This is a genomic window from Pseudomonas sp. B33.4, from assembly GCF_034555375.1.
In the GTDB taxonomy this organism is placed as follows: domain Bacteria; phylum Pseudomonadota; class Gammaproteobacteria; order Pseudomonadales; family Pseudomonadaceae; genus Aquipseudomonas.
Genome location: NZ_CP140706.1, coordinates 1,252,886 through 1,271,983, shown reverse-complemented (window position 1 = coordinate 1,271,983; position 19,098 = coordinate 1,252,886). Strand labels below are relative to the sequence as shown.

At 60.2% G+C, this 19,098-nt stretch carries 16 protein-coding genes; 12 read left to right on the top strand and 4 right to left on the bottom strand.

What is annotated here, in order from left to right:
- The first annotated feature begins 37 nt into the window (after positions 1–37).
- Positions 38–1,237, top strand: coding sequence for a succinyldiaminopimelate transaminase (gene dapC / locus U6037_RS05500; protein WP_322846065.1), 1,200 nt, complete (start codon positions 38–40; stop codon positions 1,235–1,237).
- 45 nt (positions 1,238–1,282) lie between these two features.
- Here dapC and U6037_RS05495 read toward each other — a convergent pair whose 3' ends face one another.
- Positions 1,283–2,914, bottom strand: coding sequence for a Na+/H+ antiporter (locus U6037_RS05495; protein WP_322846064.1), 1,632 nt, complete (start codon positions 2,912–2,914; stop codon positions 1,283–1,285).
- 345 nt (positions 2,915–3,259) lie between these two features.
- Here U6037_RS05495 and U6037_RS05490 point away from each other — a divergent pair, with 345 nt between their 5' ends.
- The 4 genes from U6037_RS05490 (at position 3,260) to U6037_RS05475 (ending at position 6,347) form a co-directional block, all read left to right on the top strand.
- Complete coding sequence (locus U6037_RS05490; protein ID WP_231985582.1) at positions 3,260–3,568, top strand: arsenate reductase; 309 nt, start codon at positions 3,260–3,262, stop codon at positions 3,566–3,568.
- Between the two features lie 33 nt (positions 3,569–3,601).
- Entirely contained in the window at positions 3,602–4,636 is a 1,035-nt protein-coding gene (gene dapD / locus U6037_RS05485) for a 2,3,4,5-tetrahydropyridine-2,6-dicarboxylate N-succinyltransferase (RefSeq protein WP_077571310.1), read from the top strand.
- Between the two features lie 104 nt (positions 4,637–4,740).
- The gene (locus U6037_RS05480; protein WP_322846063.1) at positions 4,741–5,946 is read left to right on the top strand and encodes a cysteine desulfurase; all 1,206 of its coding nucleotides are present in this window, start codon (positions 4,741–4,743) and stop codon (positions 5,944–5,946) included.
- Positions 5,943–6,347 carry a SufE family protein gene (locus tag U6037_RS05475; protein WP_322846062.1) on the top strand — a complete coding sequence of 135 codons (405 nt, stop codon included), beginning with the start codon at positions 5,943–5,945 and terminating at the stop codon, positions 6,345–6,347. Before U6037_RS05480 ends, U6037_RS05475 begins: the two co-directional genes overlap by 4 nt.
- A 115-nt stretch (positions 6,348–6,462) precedes the next feature.
- Here the strand turns inward: U6037_RS05475 and tcdA are convergent, their stop codons facing one another.
- Complete coding sequence (tcdA, locus tag U6037_RS05470) at positions 6,463–7,281, bottom strand: tRNA cyclic N6-threonylcarbamoyladenosine(37) synthase TcdA (protein ID WP_102355646.1); 819 nt, start codon at positions 7,279–7,281, stop codon at positions 6,463–6,465.
- A gap of 213 nt (positions 7,282–7,494) precedes the next feature.
- On the opposite strand from tcdA, the gene U6037_RS05465 reads away from it, so the two are divergent.
- The 4 genes from U6037_RS05465 to U6037_RS05450 all read left to right on the top strand — a co-directional run bounded on the left by U6037_RS05465 (position 7,495) and on the right by U6037_RS05450 (position 12,738).
- The gene (locus U6037_RS05465; protein WP_322846061.1) at positions 7,495–10,086 is read left to right on the top strand and encodes a glycosyltransferase; all 2,592 of its coding nucleotides are present in this window, start codon (positions 7,495–7,497) and stop codon (positions 10,084–10,086) included.
- 238 nt (positions 10,087–10,324) lie between these two features.
- Entirely contained in the window at positions 10,325–11,476 is a 1,152-nt protein-coding gene (gene dapE, locus U6037_RS05460) for a succinyl-diaminopimelate desuccinylase (protein WP_122591327.1), read from the top strand.
- A complete protein-coding gene (locus tag U6037_RS05455) occupies positions 11,476–12,285 on the top strand; it encodes a putative RNA methyltransferase (protein ID WP_105707316.1) in 810 nt (269 codons plus the stop codon). Before dapE ends, U6037_RS05455 begins: the two co-directional genes overlap by 1 nt.
- 75 nt (positions 12,286–12,360) lie before the next feature.
- Complete coding sequence (locus U6037_RS05450) at positions 12,361–12,738, top strand: hypothetical protein (RefSeq protein WP_064120729.1); 378 nt, start codon at positions 12,361–12,363, stop codon at positions 12,736–12,738.
- Between the two features lie 126 nt (positions 12,739–12,864).
- Here U6037_RS05450 and U6037_RS05445 read toward each other — a convergent pair whose 3' ends face one another.
- Positions 12,865–13,074 carry a cold-shock protein gene (locus U6037_RS05445; RefSeq protein WP_007908870.1) on the bottom strand — a complete coding sequence of 70 codons (210 nt, stop codon included), beginning with the start codon at positions 13,072–13,074 and terminating at the stop codon, positions 12,865–12,867.
- Positions 13,075–13,312: 238 nt separating this feature from the next.
- Between U6037_RS05445 and plsB the strand changes: the two genes are divergently transcribed.
- From plsB to U6037_RS05430, 3 genes are all read left to right on the top strand, one after another.
- Entirely contained in the window at positions 13,313–15,814 is a 2,502-nt protein-coding gene (gene plsB / locus U6037_RS05440) for a glycerol-3-phosphate 1-O-acyltransferase PlsB (RefSeq protein ID WP_322846060.1), read from the top strand.
- Positions 15,815–15,930: 116 nt separating this feature from the next.
- On the top strand, positions 15,931–16,329 hold the full coding sequence (locus U6037_RS05435) for a YbaY family lipoprotein (protein WP_016985112.1): 399 nt from the start codon (positions 15,931–15,933) through the stop codon (positions 16,327–16,329).
- 27 nt (positions 16,330–16,356) lie between these two features.
- Positions 16,357–17,046 (top strand): DUF4197 domain-containing protein, encoded by a 690-nt coding sequence (locus U6037_RS05430; protein WP_322846059.1) that lies wholly within the window; start codon positions 16,357–16,359, stop codon positions 17,044–17,046.
- Here the strand turns inward: U6037_RS05430 and U6037_RS05425 are convergent.
- The gene (locus U6037_RS05425; RefSeq protein ID WP_322846058.1) at positions 17,043–18,434 is read right to left on the bottom strand and encodes a Fic family protein; all 1,392 of its coding nucleotides are present in this window, start codon (positions 18,432–18,434) and stop codon (positions 17,043–17,045) included. The genes U6037_RS05430 and U6037_RS05425 overlap by 4 nt on opposite strands.
- Positions 18,435–19,098 lie beyond the last annotated feature (664 nt).

Genomic DNA, 19,098 nt, shown 5'->3' with positions numbered 1-19,098 from the left:
CCCGGATTCAAACCGCTTTGCATGAGACCCAGCCCCAATGAACAACGCTCTGAACCAGCTCCAGCCCTACCCGTTCGAAAAGCTCCGCGCCCTGCTCGGCACTGTGACGCCAAATCAGGACAAACGCCCGATCGCCCTGTCGATCGGCGAGCCGAAACACCGTTCGCCAAGCTTTGTCGCCGAGGCACTGGCCAATAGTCTGGATCAGATGGCCGTGTACCCGACCACCCTCGGCATCCCGGCTCTGCGCGAAGCCATCGCTGGCTGGTGCGAGCGCCGTTTCGGCGTGCCAAGCGGCTGGATCGACCCGGCGCGTAACGTGCTGCCGGTCAACGGCACCCGTGAAGCCCTGTTCGCATTCACCCAGACCGTGGTCAACCGTGGCGACGACGCGTTGGTGGTTAGCCCGAACCCGTTCTATCAAATCTACGAAGGCGCGGCGTTCCTGGCCGGGGCCAAGCCGCACTATCTGCCGTGCCTCGACGAGAACGGCTTCAACCCGGATTTCGATGCGGTTTCGCCAGATATCTGGAAACGCTGCCAGATCCTGTTCCTCTGCTCGCCAGGCAATCCGACAGGCGCACTGATCCCGGTCGACGTGCTGAAAAAACTCATCGCCCTGGCCGACGAGTACGATTTCGTGATCGCTGCCGACGAGTGCTACAGCGAGTTGTACTTCGATGAGCAAACCCCACCGCCGGGCCTGCTGACTGCCTGTGTCGAACTGGGCCGCAAGGACTTCAAGCGTTGCGTGGTGTTTCATAGCCTGTCCAAACGCTCCAACCTGCCGGGCCTGCGCTCGGGTTTTGTTGCCGGCGATGCCGACATCCTCAAAGGCTTCCTGCTGTATCGCACCTACCACGGCTGCGCGATGCCAGTACAAACGCAACTCGCCAGCGTGGCGGCATGGAATGACGAAGTGCATGTGCGCGCCAACCGTGCGCTGTATCGCGAGAAATTCGATGCGGTGCTGGAGATTCTCAGCCCGGTGATGGATGTGCAGCGCCCGGATGGCAGCTTCTATCTGTGGCCGAACGTGCAAGGCGACGACGCCGCGTTCTGCCGCGATCTGTTCGAGCAGGAGCACGTGACCGTGGTGCCGGGTTCTTACCTGTCCCGGGACGTCGACGGCGTCAACCCGGGCGCTGGCCGTGTGCGTATGGCATTGGTCGCGCCGCTGGCAGAATGCGTGGAAGCCGCGGAGCGTATTCGCGCCTTCATTACTCGCCAAAAATAATCGTCGTGCCCGCATCAGGCAATCTTGTGCGGGCATCCCGATGAGTTATTTGACCTGACCCAGATTGGCCTCACTCAGGTCAAGCTCAGCCAATACCTCTCTGAGGACGTCATCGCCGATCTGGTGATGCCGACTGAGGCTATACAGTTCCAGACGCTGCGCCCTTAGCGCCTTCAAACGCAAACGACGCTCGAGTAAATCCATCTGGAACGCCAGCGCCTGAGCTTCGGCGGAATCGTTGAAGACATCGAGCTGATGGCGATACTCGGACATGATCCGCGCTTTCAACTCGGCCGACAGAGCGGCTTGAGCAGCGTCCTGCGGGGTAGTTTCCTCGGTTTCGAGCGCGTGAATCGCCGCTTCTGCGGTTTTGCGCCAGGCATCGCGCACTTCCTGACGCCGCTTGTCATCCGGGCTCTTTTCGATACCGCGCAACAGCAGAGGCAGTGCGATGCACGCCGAAATCAGCGACAACAGAATCACCCCGGCAGCGATGAAGATCAGCAGATCACGCTCGGGAAACGCATCAGCCCCCATCAACATCGGTACTGACATCACACCCGCCAGCGTCACCGCGCCACGCACGCCACCGACGGTCAGCAACCAACAGGAGCGCGCGGTCGGTACTTGTGTCAGCTCACCCTTGCCGCGCAAACGTCGCAGCAACACCGACAAGCGCCAGATACTCTGCACCCAGATAAACCGCAGCAATACCAACGCGAGGAAAATCGCCACGACATCCAGACAGCGATAAAACAGCGTCGGCCACAAGGTCGGCTCGTGGCTGACCACGGCTTTGATGATGTCCGGCAATTGCAGGCCGAGCAGCAGAAAAATCAAACCGTTAAAGGCAAATTCCAGCAGCGACCAGACACTGCGATTAAGCAGTCGGGTGCTGGTCTGCCGAGGCAACAGATCGAGCCAGCTCTGCATCATCCCCGCCGCCACGGCCGAGAGAATGCCGGACACGCCAAGACGCTCGGCCAGCACATAAGCCGCGAACGGCAGCAACAACATGAACACCACGTGAGTAGCCGGATCATCCCAGCCACGAGCGATCATCCAGGAACGCAGGCGCCCTACGAGCCAGCTCAACGCCACACCGACCGCCAACCCGCCGAGCGCCACCACGACAAAGGTCAGGCTGGCGCTGGTCAGCGAAAACACGCCGGTGATGGCTGCGACCAAGGCGAACTTGAAGGTCACCAGACCCGAGGCATCGTTCATCAGGGCCTCGCCCTGCAATATATGCATCAACGGAGTCGGCAAGCGGTTTTGCGAAATGGCCGACACCGCCACGGCGTCCGTAGGCGACAACACCGCCGCCAAGGCGAAGGCCACCGGCAGCGGAATGGACGGCAACAACCAATGAATGAAGTAGCCCGCGCCAACCACGGTAAACAGTACCAGCCCGACGGCCAGCGTCAGTATCGGCCCACGCAGATGCCAAAACTCACGTTTAGGCATGCGCCAGCCATCGGAAAACAACAATGGCGGCAGGAACAGAAACAGGAACAATTCGGGATCGAGGGCCACGTGCAGACCGAGGGTCGGCCAGGCGAGCAAGGCGCCGGCGGCGATCTGGACCAATGGCAGCGGCAACGGGATGACCCGCCCGACCAGACGCGAGACGCTGACCAGCATCAGCAGGATCAGGACGGTGTAAGCAGTTTGCATAAAGCGGAAATCTCAGATAATCGACAGCGTTGAACTGCCATATTAGCCGCTTAGGATGCGTCTGACCGTTGCACCTATGTCGCACTGCCCGATTGCAGTCCCTTGTGGGAGCGAGCCTGCTCGCGAAAGCGGTGGATCATTCAACACTGATATTGACTGAAACGGCCCTTTCGCGAGCAGGCTCGCTCCCACAGGTTTTGCGGCGTTACGACAACCGTGGCCGACGAAACCGTTTGGTCATGGCATAATCCGACACCATTTTTTTCCAGCACCTGTAAAGGGGGCAATTCCTTGACCGTTTCAAGTAAAACGTTGCACCTTTTCGGCATCAAAGCCTGCGACACGATGAAAAAGGCGCGCACCTGGCTCGATGAACACGCTGTCAGCTACGACTTTCACGATTACAAAAGCGCCGGCATCGACCGTGAACACCTGACCCAATGGTGTGACGAACACGGCTGGCAAACGGTGTTGAACCGCGCAGGCACGACCTTTCGCAAACTCGACGACGAACGCAAAGCCGATCTCGACCAATCGAAAGCCATCGAATTGATGCTCGCTCAACCCTCGATGATCAAGCGCCCGGTGCTCGATCTCGGTGACCGAACCCTGATTGGCTTCAAGCCAGATATCTACGCGGCCGCTCTGAAGTAAGCAGCCCGTCACTCTTTGTAGAGGTGTATTTACATGTCCAACTCCCTGTTCAGCATCGCCTTTGGTGTCGGCACTCAGAACCGTCAAGGCGCGTGGCTGGAAGTGTTCTACGCACAGCCACTGCTCAACCCTTCGGCCGAACTGGTCGCGGCGGTTGCACCGATCCTCGGTTACACCGAAGGCAACCAGGCCATCACCTTCACCACCGCTCAGGCTGCACAACTGGCTGAAGCCGTGAAAGGCATCGACGCCGTACAAGGCAAGCTGCTGACCCGTCTGGCTGAAAGCCACAAGCCGCTGGTCGCCACTTTGCTGGCCGAAGACGCACAGCTGACCTCGACGCCTGAGGCTTATCTGAAGCTGCACCTGTTGTCGCACCGTCTGGTCAAGCCGCACGGCGTGAGCCTGGCCGGGATCTTCCCGTTGCTGCCGAACGTCGCGTGGACCAGCCAGGGTGCTGTTGACCTCAGCGAACTGGCGGAAATGCAACTGGAAGCCCGTCTGCGCGGCGAGCTGCTGGAAGTGTTCTCGGTGGACAAGTTCCCGAAAATGACCGACTACGTGGTACCGGCCGGTGTGCGTATCGCTGATGCCGCACGTCTGCGCCTGGGCGCTTATGTCGGTGAAGGCACCACCGTCATGCACGAAGGTTTCATCAACTTCAACGCCGGCACCGAAGGCCCGGGCATGATCGAAGGCCGCGTTTCCGCTGGCGTGTTCGTCGGCAAGGGTTCGGACCTGGGCGGCGGTTGCTCGACCATGGGCACCCTGTCGGGCGGCGGCAACATCGTGATCAAGGTTGGCGAAGGCTGCCTGATCGGCGCCAACGCCGGTATCGGTATCCCGTTGGGCGACCGCAACACTGTCGAGTCGGGCCTGTACGTGACCGCCGGTACCAAAGTGGCCCTGCTCGACGAAAACAACAATCTGGTCAAGGTTGTGAAAGCGCGCGAGCTGGCCGGTCAGACTGACCTGCTGTTCCGTCGCAATTCGGAAACCGGCGCTGTGGAATGCAAGACCCACAAGTCGGCAATCGAACTGAACGAAGCGCTGCACGCTCACAACTAAGTGCTTTAAGCACCTGTGGGAGCGAGCCTGCTCGCGAAGCTCTTGGCGTCCTCAAGGACGCCTTCGCGAGCAGGCTCGCTCCCACAGGGTCAGGCGTATACCACATGATGATTCCCTCCCCGTGGCGTGCCGATTTCCCGGCTATCGCCGCACTGCAGCGGCAAGACCAGACCTATCTGGACAACGCCGCCACGACGCAAAAACCCCAGGCCCTGCTCGACGCACTGACGCATTACTACGCCAACGGCGCAGCCAATGTGCACCGTGCGCAACACCTGCCCGGCGCTCACGCGACGCAGGCGTTCGAAGACAGTCGACTCAAGGTTGCCCAGTGGCTGAATGCCGGTGACAGCGGGCAGATCATCTTTACCCACGGCGCCACCAGTGCGCTGAATCTACTGGCCTATGGCCTCGAACATCTTTTCCACCCGGGCGATGAACTTGTCATCAGCGCCCTGGAGCATCACGCCAACCTGCTGCCGTGGCAGCAACTGGCGCAACGTCGCAATCTGAAGCTGGTGATCCTGCCGCTGGATGCCGACGGCCTGATCGACCTTGGTGCCGCTGTGCACCTGATCGGCCCGCGCACGCGCTTGCTGGCGGTCAGTCAGTTGTCCAACGTGCTCGGTGCGTGGCAGCCATTGCCGGCGTTGCTGGGCATGGCCAAGGCGCAGAACGCGCTGACCGTGGTCGATGGCGCGCAAGGTGTGGTTCACGGCCGGCATGACGTGCAGGCGCTGGGTTGCGACTTTTATGTGTTTTCCAGCCACAAGCTGTATGGCCCGGATGGCCTCGGTGTGCTGTTTGGCCGCAACGCTGCGCTTGAGCAATTGAAGCCATGGCAATTCGGCGGCGAAATGGTCCTGGAAGCCAACTATCACGACGCGCGTTTCCGCCCTGCGCCGCTGGGTTTTGAAGCGGGCACGCCGCCGATTGCCAGTGTGATCGGCCTCGGCGCGACGCTCGATTATCTGGCGGGTCTGGATCAGGACGCGGTGTCCGCCCATGAAGTCGCGCTGCATGACTATCTGCTGCGTGGCCTCGCCGCTCGCAAAGGCATTCGTCTGCTCGGCAATCCGCAACTGGCGCTGGCGAGTTTCGTCGTTGAAGGTGTACATAACGCGGATCTCGCGCACTTGCTCACCGAGCAAGGCATTGCCGTGCGCGCAGGGCACCATTGCGCCATGCCGTTGCTGAAAAGCTTTGAGCTGGCCGGGGCGATTCGTGTGTCGCTGGCGCTGTACAACGACTCTGAGGATCTGGAACGGTTCTTTGAAGCACTGGATCAGGCGCTGGAGTTGCTGCGATGAGCTTGCCGGTCGAAGCGGCTGATGCCCTACAGACTTTTCAGAATGCAGCGGGCTGGGAACAGCGGGCACGGTTGTTGATGCAGTTTGGTGATCGTCTGCCGCCGATGAGTGACGCCGACAAGTGCGACGCCAATCGGGTGCATGGCTGTGAGAGTCAGGTGTGGCTGGTTGGGGCGTTGCGCGACGGTCACTGGCAGTTCAGCGCCAGCAGCGATGCGCGGATGATTCGCGGGTTGGTGGCGTTGTTGCTGTTGCGGGTTAACGGCTTGTCGGCCGCTGAATTGCAGCAGGTTGATTTGCCGGACTGGTTCAGTCAGCTCGGCCTTTCGCGCCAACTATCGCCGTCGCGCAGTAATGGCCTCAATGCCGTGCTCAAACGGATGAATGAGTTGGCCGGTTAATCGCCATCGCTGGCAAGCCAGCTCCCACAGTTATTGAGTAAGTTCACTGCATCTATGAACACAACAGAGCCCTGTGGGAGCTGGCTTGCCAGCGAAGAGGCCCTCTGCCACAGCATCAAACCTGAGGTTTAATGCGGTCAGCCGGGCGCCGAACGCCGGCGACAATCTTGTCCACAGCCTTGGTCGCAGCCACCATCCCGAACGTCGCCGTGACCATCATCACCGCACCAAACCCACCGGCACAGTCCAGTTTCACCCCGTCACCGACAAAACTCTTCTGCAAACAAATGCTGCCATCCGGTTTCGGATAACGCAGTTGCTCCGTGGAAAACACACACGGCACGCTGTAATGCCGGGTCACGGTGCGCGAAAAGCCATAATCACGACGCAACGTCGAACGCACTTTCGAGGCCAACGGATCATTGAACGTGCGGTTTAGATCGCACACCTGAATCAGCGTCGGATCAATCTGCCCGCCCGCACCACCCGTGGTGATGATCTGGATCTTGCGCCGCTTGCACCAGGCGATCAGTGCAGCCTTGGCGTTGACCGCGTCGATGCAGTCGATCACGCAGTCGATGTTCGGCGTGATGTATTCGGCCATGGTGTCGCGGGTGACGAAGTCAGCCACGGCGTGCACCGTGCAATCCGGGTTGATCCCGCGCAGACGCTCGGCCATGACTTCGACCTTGGGTTTGCCGACGGTGCTGTCCAGCGCATGTAACTGGCGGTTGGCGTTGCTGACGCAGACGTCATCGAGGTCGAACAGCGAAATCTCGCCGACGCCACAACGGGCCATGGCTTCCGCCGCCCAGGAACCGACGCCACCGACGCCGACAATCGCCACATGGGCCGCGCGCAGGCGTTCCAGGCCTTCAATGCCATACAAACGGGCGATGCCTGCAAACCGCGGATCTTCTGTACTCATGACCATTACCCCAAAAACCGGCGCGCATTATAGGGCTACGCGGCGACAAGTTCTAAACATCAGCTACAAGTGTAAGAACTTAAGTCAAAGTCGGCTGCCCAATGTCGGGCATTTCCCTGTCTGATGTACGACTTGCGAACTGCCGGTGTAGGATGCGCGCCCGTCGGGCGTCAAGCCGACCGATCCTTCGTTCCACAGCCTTTGGAACCCGAAATAGCTATGTCATCGCGTAAATTTGGACTCAACCTGGTGGTGGTTCTGGCAATCGCCGCCCTGTTCACCGGTTTCTGGGCGCTGATCAATCGCCCGGTTTCCGCGCCGAACTGGCCGGAGCAGATCTCCGGTTTCTCCTATTCGCCGTTCCAGCAGGGACAATATCCGCAAAAGGATCAGTACCCGACTGACGACGAGATGCGCCGCGACCTGGAGATCATGAGCAAGCTGACGGACAACATCCGCATCTACTCGGTCGACGGCTCGCTGCAAGACATCCCGAAACTGGCTGAAGAATTCGGCCTGCGCGTAACGCTGGGGATCTGGATCAGTCCCGATCAGGAACGCAACGAACGGGAAATCACCCGCGCCATCGAACTGGCCAACACCTCACGCAGTGTGGTGCGCGTGGTGGTCGGCAACGAAGCGATCTTCCGTAAGGAAATCACCGCCCAAGAGCTGAGCGTGCTGCTCGATCGCGTGCGCGCGGCGGTAAAAGTGCCGGTGACCACCTCCGAGCAATGGCACGTCTGGGAAGAACACCCGGAACTGGCCAAGCACGTTGACCTGATTGCGGCACACGTTCTGCCGTACTGGGAGTTCATTCCGGTCGACAAGGCCGGTCAGTTCGTTTTCGACCGCGCCCGCGATCTGAAAAAAATGTTCCCGAAAAAACCGTTGCTGCTCTCCGAGGTCGGCTGGCCGAGCAACGGTCGCATGCGCGGTGGCGCCGATGCGTCGCCCGCAGATCAGGCGATCTACCTGCGCACCCTGGTCAACAAGCTCAACCGCCAAGGCTTCAACTACTTCGTGATCGAAGCCTTTGACCAGCCGTGGAAGGCCAGCGATGAAGGTTCGGTGGGCGCGTACTGGGGCGTGTTCAACGCCGCGCGTCAGCAGAAATTCAACTTCGAAGGCCCGGTGGTCGCGATCCCGCAGTGGCGCGTGCTGGCGATCGGTTCGGTAGTGTTGGCGCTGTTGTCGCTGACCTTGCTGATGATCGACGGTTCGGCCCTGCGTCAGCGTGGGCGGATCTTCCTGACCTTTATCGCCTTCCTTTGCGGTTCGGTGCTGGTGTGGATCGGCTACGACTACAGCCTGCAATACAGCACGTGGTTCAGTTTGACCGTAGGGTTCCTGTTGGCGCTCGGTGCGCTCGGGGTGTTTATCGTCTTGCTGACGGAGGCGCATGAGCTGGCCGAAGCGGTGTGGATTCACAAGCGTCGGCGCGAGTTCCTGCCGGTCGAGGGCGACTCCAGCTATCGGCCGAAAGTCTCGATTCACGTGCCGTGCTACAACGAGCCGCCGGAGATGGTCAAACAGACCCTCGACGCCCTCGCCGCCCTCGATTACCCGGACTACGAAGTCCTGATCATCGACAACAACACCAAGGACCCGGCGGTCTGGGAACCGGTGCGCGACTACTGTGAAACCCTCGGCCCGCGCTTCAAGTTCTTCCACGTCTCGCCCCTGGCCGGGTTCAAGGGTGGCGCGCTGAACTACCTGATTCCGCACACCGCCAAGGATGCCGAAGTGATCGCTGTGATCGACTCCGATTACTGCGTGCACCCGAACTGGCTCAAGCACATGGTGCCGCACTTCGCCGACCCGAAAATCGCCGTGGTGCAGTCGCCGCAGGATTATCGCGACCAGAACGAAAGCACCTTCAAGAAGCTTTGCTACGCCGAATACAAAGGCTTCTTCCACATCGGCATGGTCACTCGTAACGACCGTGACGCGATCATCCAGCACGGCACCATGACCATGACCCGTCGTTCGGTCCTGGAAGAATTGGGCTGGGCCGACTGGTGCATCTGTGAAGACGCCGAACTCGGTCTGCGCGTGTTCGAAAAAGGCCTGTCGGCGGCGTATTACCACGACAGCTACGGCAAGGGTCTGATGCCGGATACGTTTATCGACTTCAAGAAGCAGCGTTTCCGTTGGGCTTACGGCGCGATCCAGATCATCAAGCGCCACACCGGCAGCCTGTTGCGCGGCAAAGACACTGAGCTGACCCGTGGCCAGCGCTACCACTTCCTCGCGGGTTGGTTGCCGTGGGTCGCGGACGGCATGAACATCTTCTTCACCGTCGGCGCGCTGTTGTGGTCGGCGGCGATGATCATCGTGCCGCAACGGGTCGATCCGCCGCTGCTGATCTTCGCGATCCCGCCACTGGCGCTGTTCGTGTTCAAGGTCGGCAAGATCATCTTCCTCTACCGTCGCGCCGTCGGCGTGAACCTGAAAGATGCCTTCTGCGCGGCACTGGCCGGGCTGGCGTTGTCGCACACCATCGCCAAAGCGGTGCTGTACGGCTTCTTCACCAGCAGCATTCCGTTCTTCCGCACGCCGAAAAACGCCGACAACCACGGTTTCTGGGTGGCGATTTCCGAAGCGCGGGAAGAGCTGTTCATCATGCTGTTGTTGTGGGGCGCGGCGCTGGGGATCTACCTGGTCAACGGCATGCCGAGCAACGACATGCGTTTCTGGGTGGTGATGTTGCTGGTGCAGTCGCTGCCGTATCTGGCGGCGCTGATCATGGCGTTCCTGTCGTCGCTGCCAAAACCTGCGGCCAAGCCTGAGCCGGCGCCGGTCGTCTAAATCCTCATCGATGCACTAAACGGCGGCCAATGGTCGCCGTTTTGCTTTAAGATAACCGCCATTTTGCGGGGCTTGGCGTGATACGCGGTGTAACCGACCGAACCCAATCCCTGTGGGAGCGAGCTTGCTCGCGAAGGCTTTGTAACATTCAACCCTTATGTTGCCTGATACACCGCATTCGCGAGCAGGCTCGCTCCCACAGTGGCCCTCGCTCAAATTCATGATCCCGGAGTTTTCCATGACGGCCCACGCCGACCTTTCGCCGACCCTCCAACTCGCCATCGACCTGATCCGCCGTCCGTCCGTGACGCCGGTCGACGCCGATTGCCAGAAGCAGATGATGCAGCGCCTGGGCGATGCCGGCTTCAGCCTCGAGCCGATGCGCATCGAAGATGTGGATAACTTCTGGGCGACCCACGGCACCAACGACGGCCCGGTACTGTGCTTCGCCGGCCACACCGACGTGGTGCCGACCGGCCCGGTCACCGCGTGGCAGATCGACCCGTTCAACGCACTGATCGACGAACACGGCATGCTCTGCGGCCGTGGCGCGGCGGACATGAAAGGCAGCCTGGCGTCGATGACCGTCGCCGCCGAGCGTTTCGTCGCCGACTACCCGAACCACAAGGGCAAGGTCGCGTTTCTGATCACCAGCGACGAAGAAGGCCCGGCGCACCACGGCACCAAGGCAGTGGTCGAGCGCTTGGCCGCGCGTAATGAGCGTCTGGACTGGTGCATCGTCGGCGAACCGTCGAGCACCACGCTGGTTGGCGACGTAGTGAAGAACGGCCGTCGCGGCTCGCTCGGCGCCAAGCTCACGGTCAAAGGCATTCAGGGTCACGTCGCCTATCCGCATCTGGCGAAGAATCCGATCCACCTCGCCGCTCCAGCGCTGGCCGAACTGGCCGCCGAGCATTGGGATCACGGCAACGATTTCTTCCCGCCGACCAGTTTCCAGATCTCCAACGTCAACTCCGGCACCGGCGCGACCAACGTGATCCCGGGCGATCTGGTGGCGGTGTTCAACTTCCGTTTCTCCACCGAATCGACCGTCGAAGGCCTGCAGAAGCGCGTCGCCGATATTCTCGACAAACACGATCTGGACTGGCACATCGACTGGGCGCTGTCCGGCCTGCCGTTCCTCACCGAACCGGGTGCGCTGCTCGACGCGGTGTCGGCAAGCATCAAGGACATCACCGGTCGCGAGACCAAGGCGTCGACCAGCGGCGGCACCTCCGATGGCCGCTTTATCGCGACCATGGGCACGCAAGTGGTTGAACTGGGCCCGGTCAACGCGACCATTCACCAGGTCAACGAACGCGTGCTGGCAGCCGATCTCGATGTGCTGACCGAGATCTACTACCAGACCCTGATCAAGTTGCTCGCCTGATGCTCGCTTGCCCCATCTGCAGTGAACCGCTGAATGCGGTGGATAACGGCGTGGTCTGCCCCGCCGGCCACCGCTTCGACCGTGCACGCCAGGGTTACCTGAACCTGCTGCCGGTGCAGCACAAGAACAGCCGCGATCCTGGCGACAACCAGGCGATGGTCGAAGCGCGCCGCGACTTCCTGAACGCTGGCCATTACGCGCCGGTGGCCAAGCGTCTGGCCGAACTGGCAGCGAGTTATGCACCGGATCGCTGGGTCGACATCGGTTGCGGCGAGGGTTATTACACCGCGCAGATCGCCGAGGCCCTGCCGAACGCAGATGGCTATGCGCTGGACATCTCTCGCGAGGCGGTCAAACGTGCCTGCAAACGCAACCCGGCAATCACCTGGTTGATCGCCAGCATGGCCCGCGTGCCGCTGGCGTCGGGCAGTTGCCAATTTCTCGCCAGTGTTTTCAGTCCGCTGGACTGGGAAGAAGCCAAGCGTCTGCTCAGTGTCGGCGGCGGTTTGATGAAAGTCGGTCCGACCAGCGGCCATCTGATGGAACTGCGCGAGCGCCTGTACGACGAAGTGCGCGAATACACCGACGACAAGCATCTGGCTCTGGTACCGCAAGGCATGGCGCTGGCACACAGTGAAACCCTGGAATTCAAACTGACGCTGGACAAGCCCGAGGATCGCGCCAACCTGTTGGCGATGACACCCCACGGCTGGCGCGCCAGTGCCGAGCGTCGTGCGGCGGTGATCGAACAGGCCGAGCCGTTCGAGACCACCGTGTCGATGCGCTACGATTATTTCGTTCTTCAATAACTTTTGGTCTCGGGCGAGTGCCCGGGGCCGGCTAAATCCGCGAATGGATTTTTCAGACCCGCAGTGAGGACATCCATGCGCCAACCGGACATCGAGATTTACCTGAAAGACGCCGACGTCGACCACAAGGCCATTTCAGCCTGGCTGGGCGAAGCACTGGGCCCGTGCAGCGACTGGGTACAGAAAGGCCAGACCTACAAGTGCAAGGCCGGCAACGTGCCGGTGACCTGGTTGCCGAAAGCCGTGGGCAAGTGGAACAGCTTGTACCTGGAAAGCGATCAGACGCCATGGGACGACGACATCGCCTGCGCGCGTGCCGCGTTTGCCGCGCTGAACGTGGAAGTGCGTTGCGCACCGGGGACGTGGGTCGAGGAAGAAGGTGAAGAGACGGCGGATCGCTGGATGCGCATCAGCGCCGATGGTGAAGAAGAAATCACCTGGAAAACCGCGTAACAACAGGCAACATAGATCCCATGTGGGAGCGAGCCTGCTCGCGAATGCGGTGTATCAGTCACCATTCATATCGACTGACACTACGCATTCGCGAGCAGGCTCGCTCCCACAGTGGTTTTCAGCGACTTACAGGCCTACAACGTCTTCCGCCTGCAAACCCTTCTCGCCAGTAATCACCGCGTACTCGACCTGCTGACCTTCGGTCAGCGACCGATGCCCTTCGCCGCGGATCGCGCGGTAGTGCACGAACACGTCCACCCCGTCTTCGCGCTGGATAAAGCCGTAGCCCTTGGCGTCGTTGAACCACTTCACGTTGCCGGTTTCACGTGTTGCCATCTGTTCATACTCCTTTTTTATTATTGAACAGGCTTTTCGCAGGAAAGCCTTTGCGGAACGTCAGCCTGCGTCCGACGTCCATAAAAGGGCCCCGGCGACAGACCGCCGAGTATATGACAGGCGCGAAAACTCTCAACAGGAGATTACTTCGCCGCTTTTTTGCCGATTTTCGGTGAATACGGCAAACTGTCGACCTCCCGAGCAAATGCTCGGTTTTATCCACTCACGCAGAAGCCGTATGACCCGTTCCCCGTTCCGCCGTCTTGTGTTTGGCACCTTGCGCCGACTGTTGTACCTCTGGGTCCGCTCGGAGACGATCAACCAGTCGTCGTTCACCCTCAACCTCGACCGCAGTCGTCCGGTGTTCTACGTCCTGCAAAACCCTTCGCTGACCGATCTGGCCGTGCTCGACACCGAGTGCACCAAGGCCGGCCTGCCGCGTCCGGTGCTGCCGGTGTCGGTGGGTTCGCTGATCGAACCGGCGGCGTTTTTCTACCTGACGCCGGACCCAGACTGGCTCGGTCGCCAGGACAAACGCGGCGCGCCGCCAACCCTGACTCGCCTTGTCAGCGCACTGACGCAGAACGCTGCTGAAGATGCGCAGATCATTCCGGTCAGCGTGTTCTGGGGCCAATCGCCGGACAGCGAAAACAGTCCGTGGAAGCTGTTGTTCGCCGACAGCTGGGCCGTCACCGGGCGCCTGCGTCGTCTGCTGAGCATCATTGTTCTCGGGCGTAAAACCCGCGTGCAATTCTCGGCGCCGATTCACCTGCGCGAGCTGATCGAGCACAACAAGGGCCACGAACGCACCGTGCGCATGGCCCAGCGAATCCTGCGCGTACACTTCCGTAATCTGAAAGCAGCGGTCATCGGCCCGGATATTTCCCACCGTCGCAACCTGGTCAAAGGTCTGCTCAACCAGCCACTGGTCAAGCAAGCGATCCTCGACGAAGCCGAGCGCGAAAACATCTCCGCGGAGAAAGCCAAGGCCCAGGCCCTGCGTTACGGCAACGAGATCGCCTCGGACTACACCTACACCGCGATCCGCTTCCTCGAAGTGGTGCTCAGCTGGTTCTGGAACAAGATCTACGACGGCATCAAGGTCAACCACATCGAAGGCGTGCAGAAGGTCGCCCAGGGTCACGAAGTGATCTACGTGCCGTGCCACCGCAGCCACATCGACTACCTGCTGCTCTCGTATTTGCTGTTCCGCAACGGCCTGACTCCGCCGCACATCGCCGCCGGGATCAACCTGAACATGCCGGTGATCGGCAGCCTGCTGCGCCGTGGCGGCGCGTTCTTCATGCGCCGCACGTTCAAGGGCAATCCGCTGTACACCTCGGTGTTTAACGAATACCTGCACACGCTGTTCACCAAAGGTTTCCCGGTCGAGTACTTCGTTGAGGGTGGGCGCTCGCGCACCGGGCGCATGCTGCAACCGAAAACCGGCATGCTCGCCATTACGATGCGCAGCTTCCTGCGTTCGTCGCGCATGCCGATCGTGTTTGTGCCGGTGTACATCGGTTACGAGCGCGTACTGGAAGGTCGCACCTACCTCGGCGAGCTGCGCGGGGCGAGCAAGAAGAAAGAATCGATCTTCGACATCTTCAAAGTCATCGGCGCGCTCAAGCAGCGTTTCGGTCAGGTCGCCGTCAACTTCGGCGAGCCGATCAAACTGGCGGAATTCCTCGACGCCGAGCAACCGGACTGGCGCCAACAGGAACTCGGCCCACAGTTCAAACCGGCGTGGCTCAACGAAACCACCAATCGTCTCGGCGAGAAAGTCGCGCAGCACTTGAACGAAGCGGCGGCGATCAACCCGGTCAACCTGGTGGCACTGGCACTGCTGTCGACCACGCGTCTGGCGCTGGATGATCGCGCCATGGCGCGGGTGCTCGATCTGTATCTGGCGCTGCTGCGCAAAGTCCCGTACTCGCCACACACCACGCTGCCGGAAGGTGATGGCCGCGCGCTGATCGAGCATGTGAAGGACATGGACCTGCTCGCCGAGCAGAACGATGCGCTGGGCAAGATTCTCTATCTGGACGAGCAGAACGCCGTCCTGATGACTTACTACCGCAACAACGTGCTGCACATCTTCGCCCTGCCGGCGCTGTTGGCGAGCTTCTTCCAGAGCGCCTCGCGCATGAGCCGCGAACAGATTCTGCGCTATACCCGCGCGCTGTATCCGTACTTGCAGTCGGAGCTGTTCATTCGCTGGACGCTGGACGAGCTGGACGGTGTGGTCGATCAGTGGCTGGAAGCATTCGTCGAGCAAGGCCTGCTGCGTTTCGAGAAAGATGTGTACCTGCGTCCGGCGCCAAGTTCGCGGCATTTTGTGTTGCTGACGCTGCTCTCGAAGAGCATCGCGCAGACCTTGCAGCGCTTCTACATGACCGTGTCCTTGCTACTCAACAGCGGCCAGAACAGCATCAGCGCCGAAGAGCTTGAAGACCTCTGCACCGTGATGGCCCAGCGCCTGTCGATCCTCCACGGCCTCAATGCCCCGGAGTTCTTCGACAAGAGCCTGTTCCGTCACTTCATCCAGACGATGCTCGACCTCGACGTGCTGCGGCGCGACGAGGCCGGAAAACTGAGTTATCACGAACTGCTCGGAGAACTCGCCGAAGGTGCGGCCAAACGCGTGTTGCCGGCGGAGATTCGCCTGTCGATCCGTCAGGTCGCGCTGCATCGCAGTGAGGATGCTGCCGATCAGGTCGTCACTCAACCCGAGATATGATGCAAACCTGGTGGGAGCGAGCCTGCTCGCGAAGACGGAGTGTCAGTCGACATCTTAGTGACTGAAATACCGCTTTCGCGAGCAGGCTCGCTCCCACATTGATAGGAGAATTCCCGATGAAAAAACTGACTCTGCTCGCCGCCGCTACGCTGCTCAGCGCCTGCCAATCGACCACACCTGCCGGCAAGGTCGGCCTCGACGGTGAAGTGTTCTACCTGCAGCGCATCGCCCTGCCACCGAGCGCGACCCTCAGCGTCAGCCTGCAAGACGTCTCGCTGGCCGATGCGCCTGCCGTCGTACTGGACGAGCAAAAAGGCCCGGTCAAAGGCCAGGTGCCGCTGCCCTTCCATTTGAGCTACGATCCGGCGCAGGTCAAACCGGGCCACCGTTATTCGGTAAGCGCGCGCATTGAAGTCAACGGCGAACTGATGTTCATCACCACCGAAAACCACGCCGTGCAACTCGACGGCAACGACCCGCAGCCGCTGAAAATCCGCGTCGACGCCGTTCGTTAATTCACTTTCTGCAACAAGGAAGCCGCCATGTTCCGCCCTACCCTTCGCTTCGCCGGCCTGTGCGCGGGCCTGATGATCTCCGCCAGCGCCATGGCCTTGTCGCTGAGTGACCTGTCGCAAAAAGACGCCACCGGTGGCCTCAAGGACGCTCTGACCCAAGGCGCACAAATCGCCGTCAAACAACTCGGCACCCCCGGCGGTTTCAGCAACAACCCCGACGTGAAGATCGAGCTGCCGGGCAAACTCGGCAAAGCCGCGAGCAAAATGAAAGCCTTCGGCATGGGCGCTCAGGTCGAAGAACTGGAAACCGCGATGAACAAGGCTGCCGAATCCGCCGTGACCCAGGCCCAGCCAATCCTCGTCGATGCCGTGAAGAAAATGAGCGTGGCAGACGCCAAAGGCATCCTCAGCGGCGGCAATGACTCGGCCACGCAATACCTCGATAAATCCAGCCGCGAACAGATCCGCGCCAAGTTCCTGCCGATCGTCAAGCAAGCGACCGACAAGGTTGGCGTAGCGCAGAAGTACAACTCGTTTGCTGGTCAGGCCGCGACGTTTGGCGTGGTGGACGCGAAGAGCGCCAACGTTGAAAACTACGTCACCGAACAAGCGCTGAATGGCTTGTTCGAGATGATCGGCAAACAGGAAGAAACCATCCGCCAGAACCCGGCCGCTGCGGCGACCAGTCTGGCGAAGAAGGTGTTCGGCACACTCTAAGCAGTCGCAACACGGGGGCGATTCGATTCGCTCCCGTGCTTCCCTCCACGTACAGAACTACGTAAAAAAAATACCCACTCCCGCCCCATCTTCCTTCTCTCAAAAAGCTGCAATTGGTCCAGCCCCTCCAGAGCCGAAGTCGCCTCGCTGTACGAGCAACCAAAATTTTCCGCCACATTATTCGCTGTGAACTCCTTCGCCTCCCCGTTTTTGGCCACCTCGTACAACGCACGTTGTTTTTCCGTGAGTTGATCAAAGAAGCCGCAGTTCTTCAGCCTGCGCTCGAACTCTTCGGTGCATCCCACGCTCTTGCGATAAACATCCGTAAACCCCAGCACCGCTCGCTGAATGACCGAACACTGGAATTCGATGAAATAAGTCAGATCCAGTTCATCCGCCTCGGTATGCAGGTATGAACGTCCATATTTCACTGGCGCATTACGCAGTAACAAACTGATCGCGATGTAGCGAAACGCCGCAAACTCGTTCTTGAACATGAACCAGTAAAACAACGCCCTGGCGACTCGCCCGTTGCCGTCGCGAAAGGGATGCTCGTAACCCAAGGCAAAGTGCAGCGTGATCGCCTTGATCAGTGGATGCAGGTAGCTCGTCTCTTGCGGTGAGCCTTCGGGCAGATTGATCCAGTGCGACAGTCGCTCAAGCCGCGACACCAATCCTGCTGCAGGTGGCGGCCGGTGCACGGTGTTGCCCGCCCCGTCCTGAACGACCACTTCATCATTGCTCCTGAACACCCCGGGGGAATACTGCTCGTCATCGATGCCCTCGACCCCCACCCGATGAATCGCCGTAATCAACTCCACGCTCATGGGTTCGTAACGCCTCTCCCAGGCGAAATTCATCATCCGGTAATTCCCCATCACCATGCGTTCATCCGGAGTGCGGGGCTGGCGCTGCTGCTTGAGCATGTCCTTGGCCACACGCGTAGTGGTTGCTGCGCCTTCCAACTGGCTACTGGCAATCGCTTCATCTTCGATAAGATCGTTCAGCAGGCAACTGAAATGCGCCCGTTCGCCAATCTGACTGGTCATGTATTCCAGCGCGGCCGTACTGGCCTGTCGATCCACGATGGAGATGGTTTTCTGTGCCAACGGCGTCAACAGATACTTGCCCCACTGCACAGGCTCGCCCAGTGGCAGAAGGTTAATGTATTGGGCCGCCCGCGCCTTCTTGACCAACGCCCAGCACAGTCTGGCATCCAGCCCCGCCGCCCAGCGATAACGTAACGCTTCAAATGGCAGATAACGACCTTGATCATCGAGCGGCTTGAGCAGCGCAAGATAATCCTCCAGACGATGCTTGTGGGGAGGGCGCACCAACAAGTCGAAAACGGGGTCGGTTCTGCCTTTCAATGCTGGCGGCTTTTTCATCAAGACAAACTCAGGAACGCTGGAAGCAGAGGCTGGAGTACAGCATCCGAGGCACCAAGGCTCAATATCGGAGGTTTCTGAAAAAGATGTAGGAAGTGGCGGAGACAGAGCGGGTTATGGATAGTCAGCTAGAGACTGGTCGGCTACCAGGCCGCCTTCGCGAGCAGGCTCGCTCCCACAATTGGCTTGGGTGTATGCAGGTAGAGATTGGGCGGCTGTCAGGACCTCATCGCGAGCAGGCTCACTCCTACATTTGGATTGCGTACATCTGCAGAAAACAGGTCGGCTGTCAGGCCGCCTTCGCAAGCAGGCTCACTCCTACATTTGGATTGCGTACATCTGCAAAAAACAGGTCGGCTGTCAGGCCGCCTTCGCGAGCAGGCTCACTCCTACATTTGGATTGCGTACATCTGCAAAAAACAGGTCGGCTATCAGGCCGCCTTCGCGAGCAAGCTCGCTCCCACAGAAGAGCAAGAGCAGATCGCTTCTGCTCTTCACCACTCAACAGGATGAGCGTTAGCTCGGCTGCAGCTTTTGATCTTAGAGCCCGTCGGCAGGCTGAGTGGAGGGATTGATCCGGGGGTGGGAGCGCAGCGACCGTTCGACGAAGTCGAACACATCGAGAGGAGGTGCAGCGAAGCAAACCGTAGGCGATGCCCCCGGA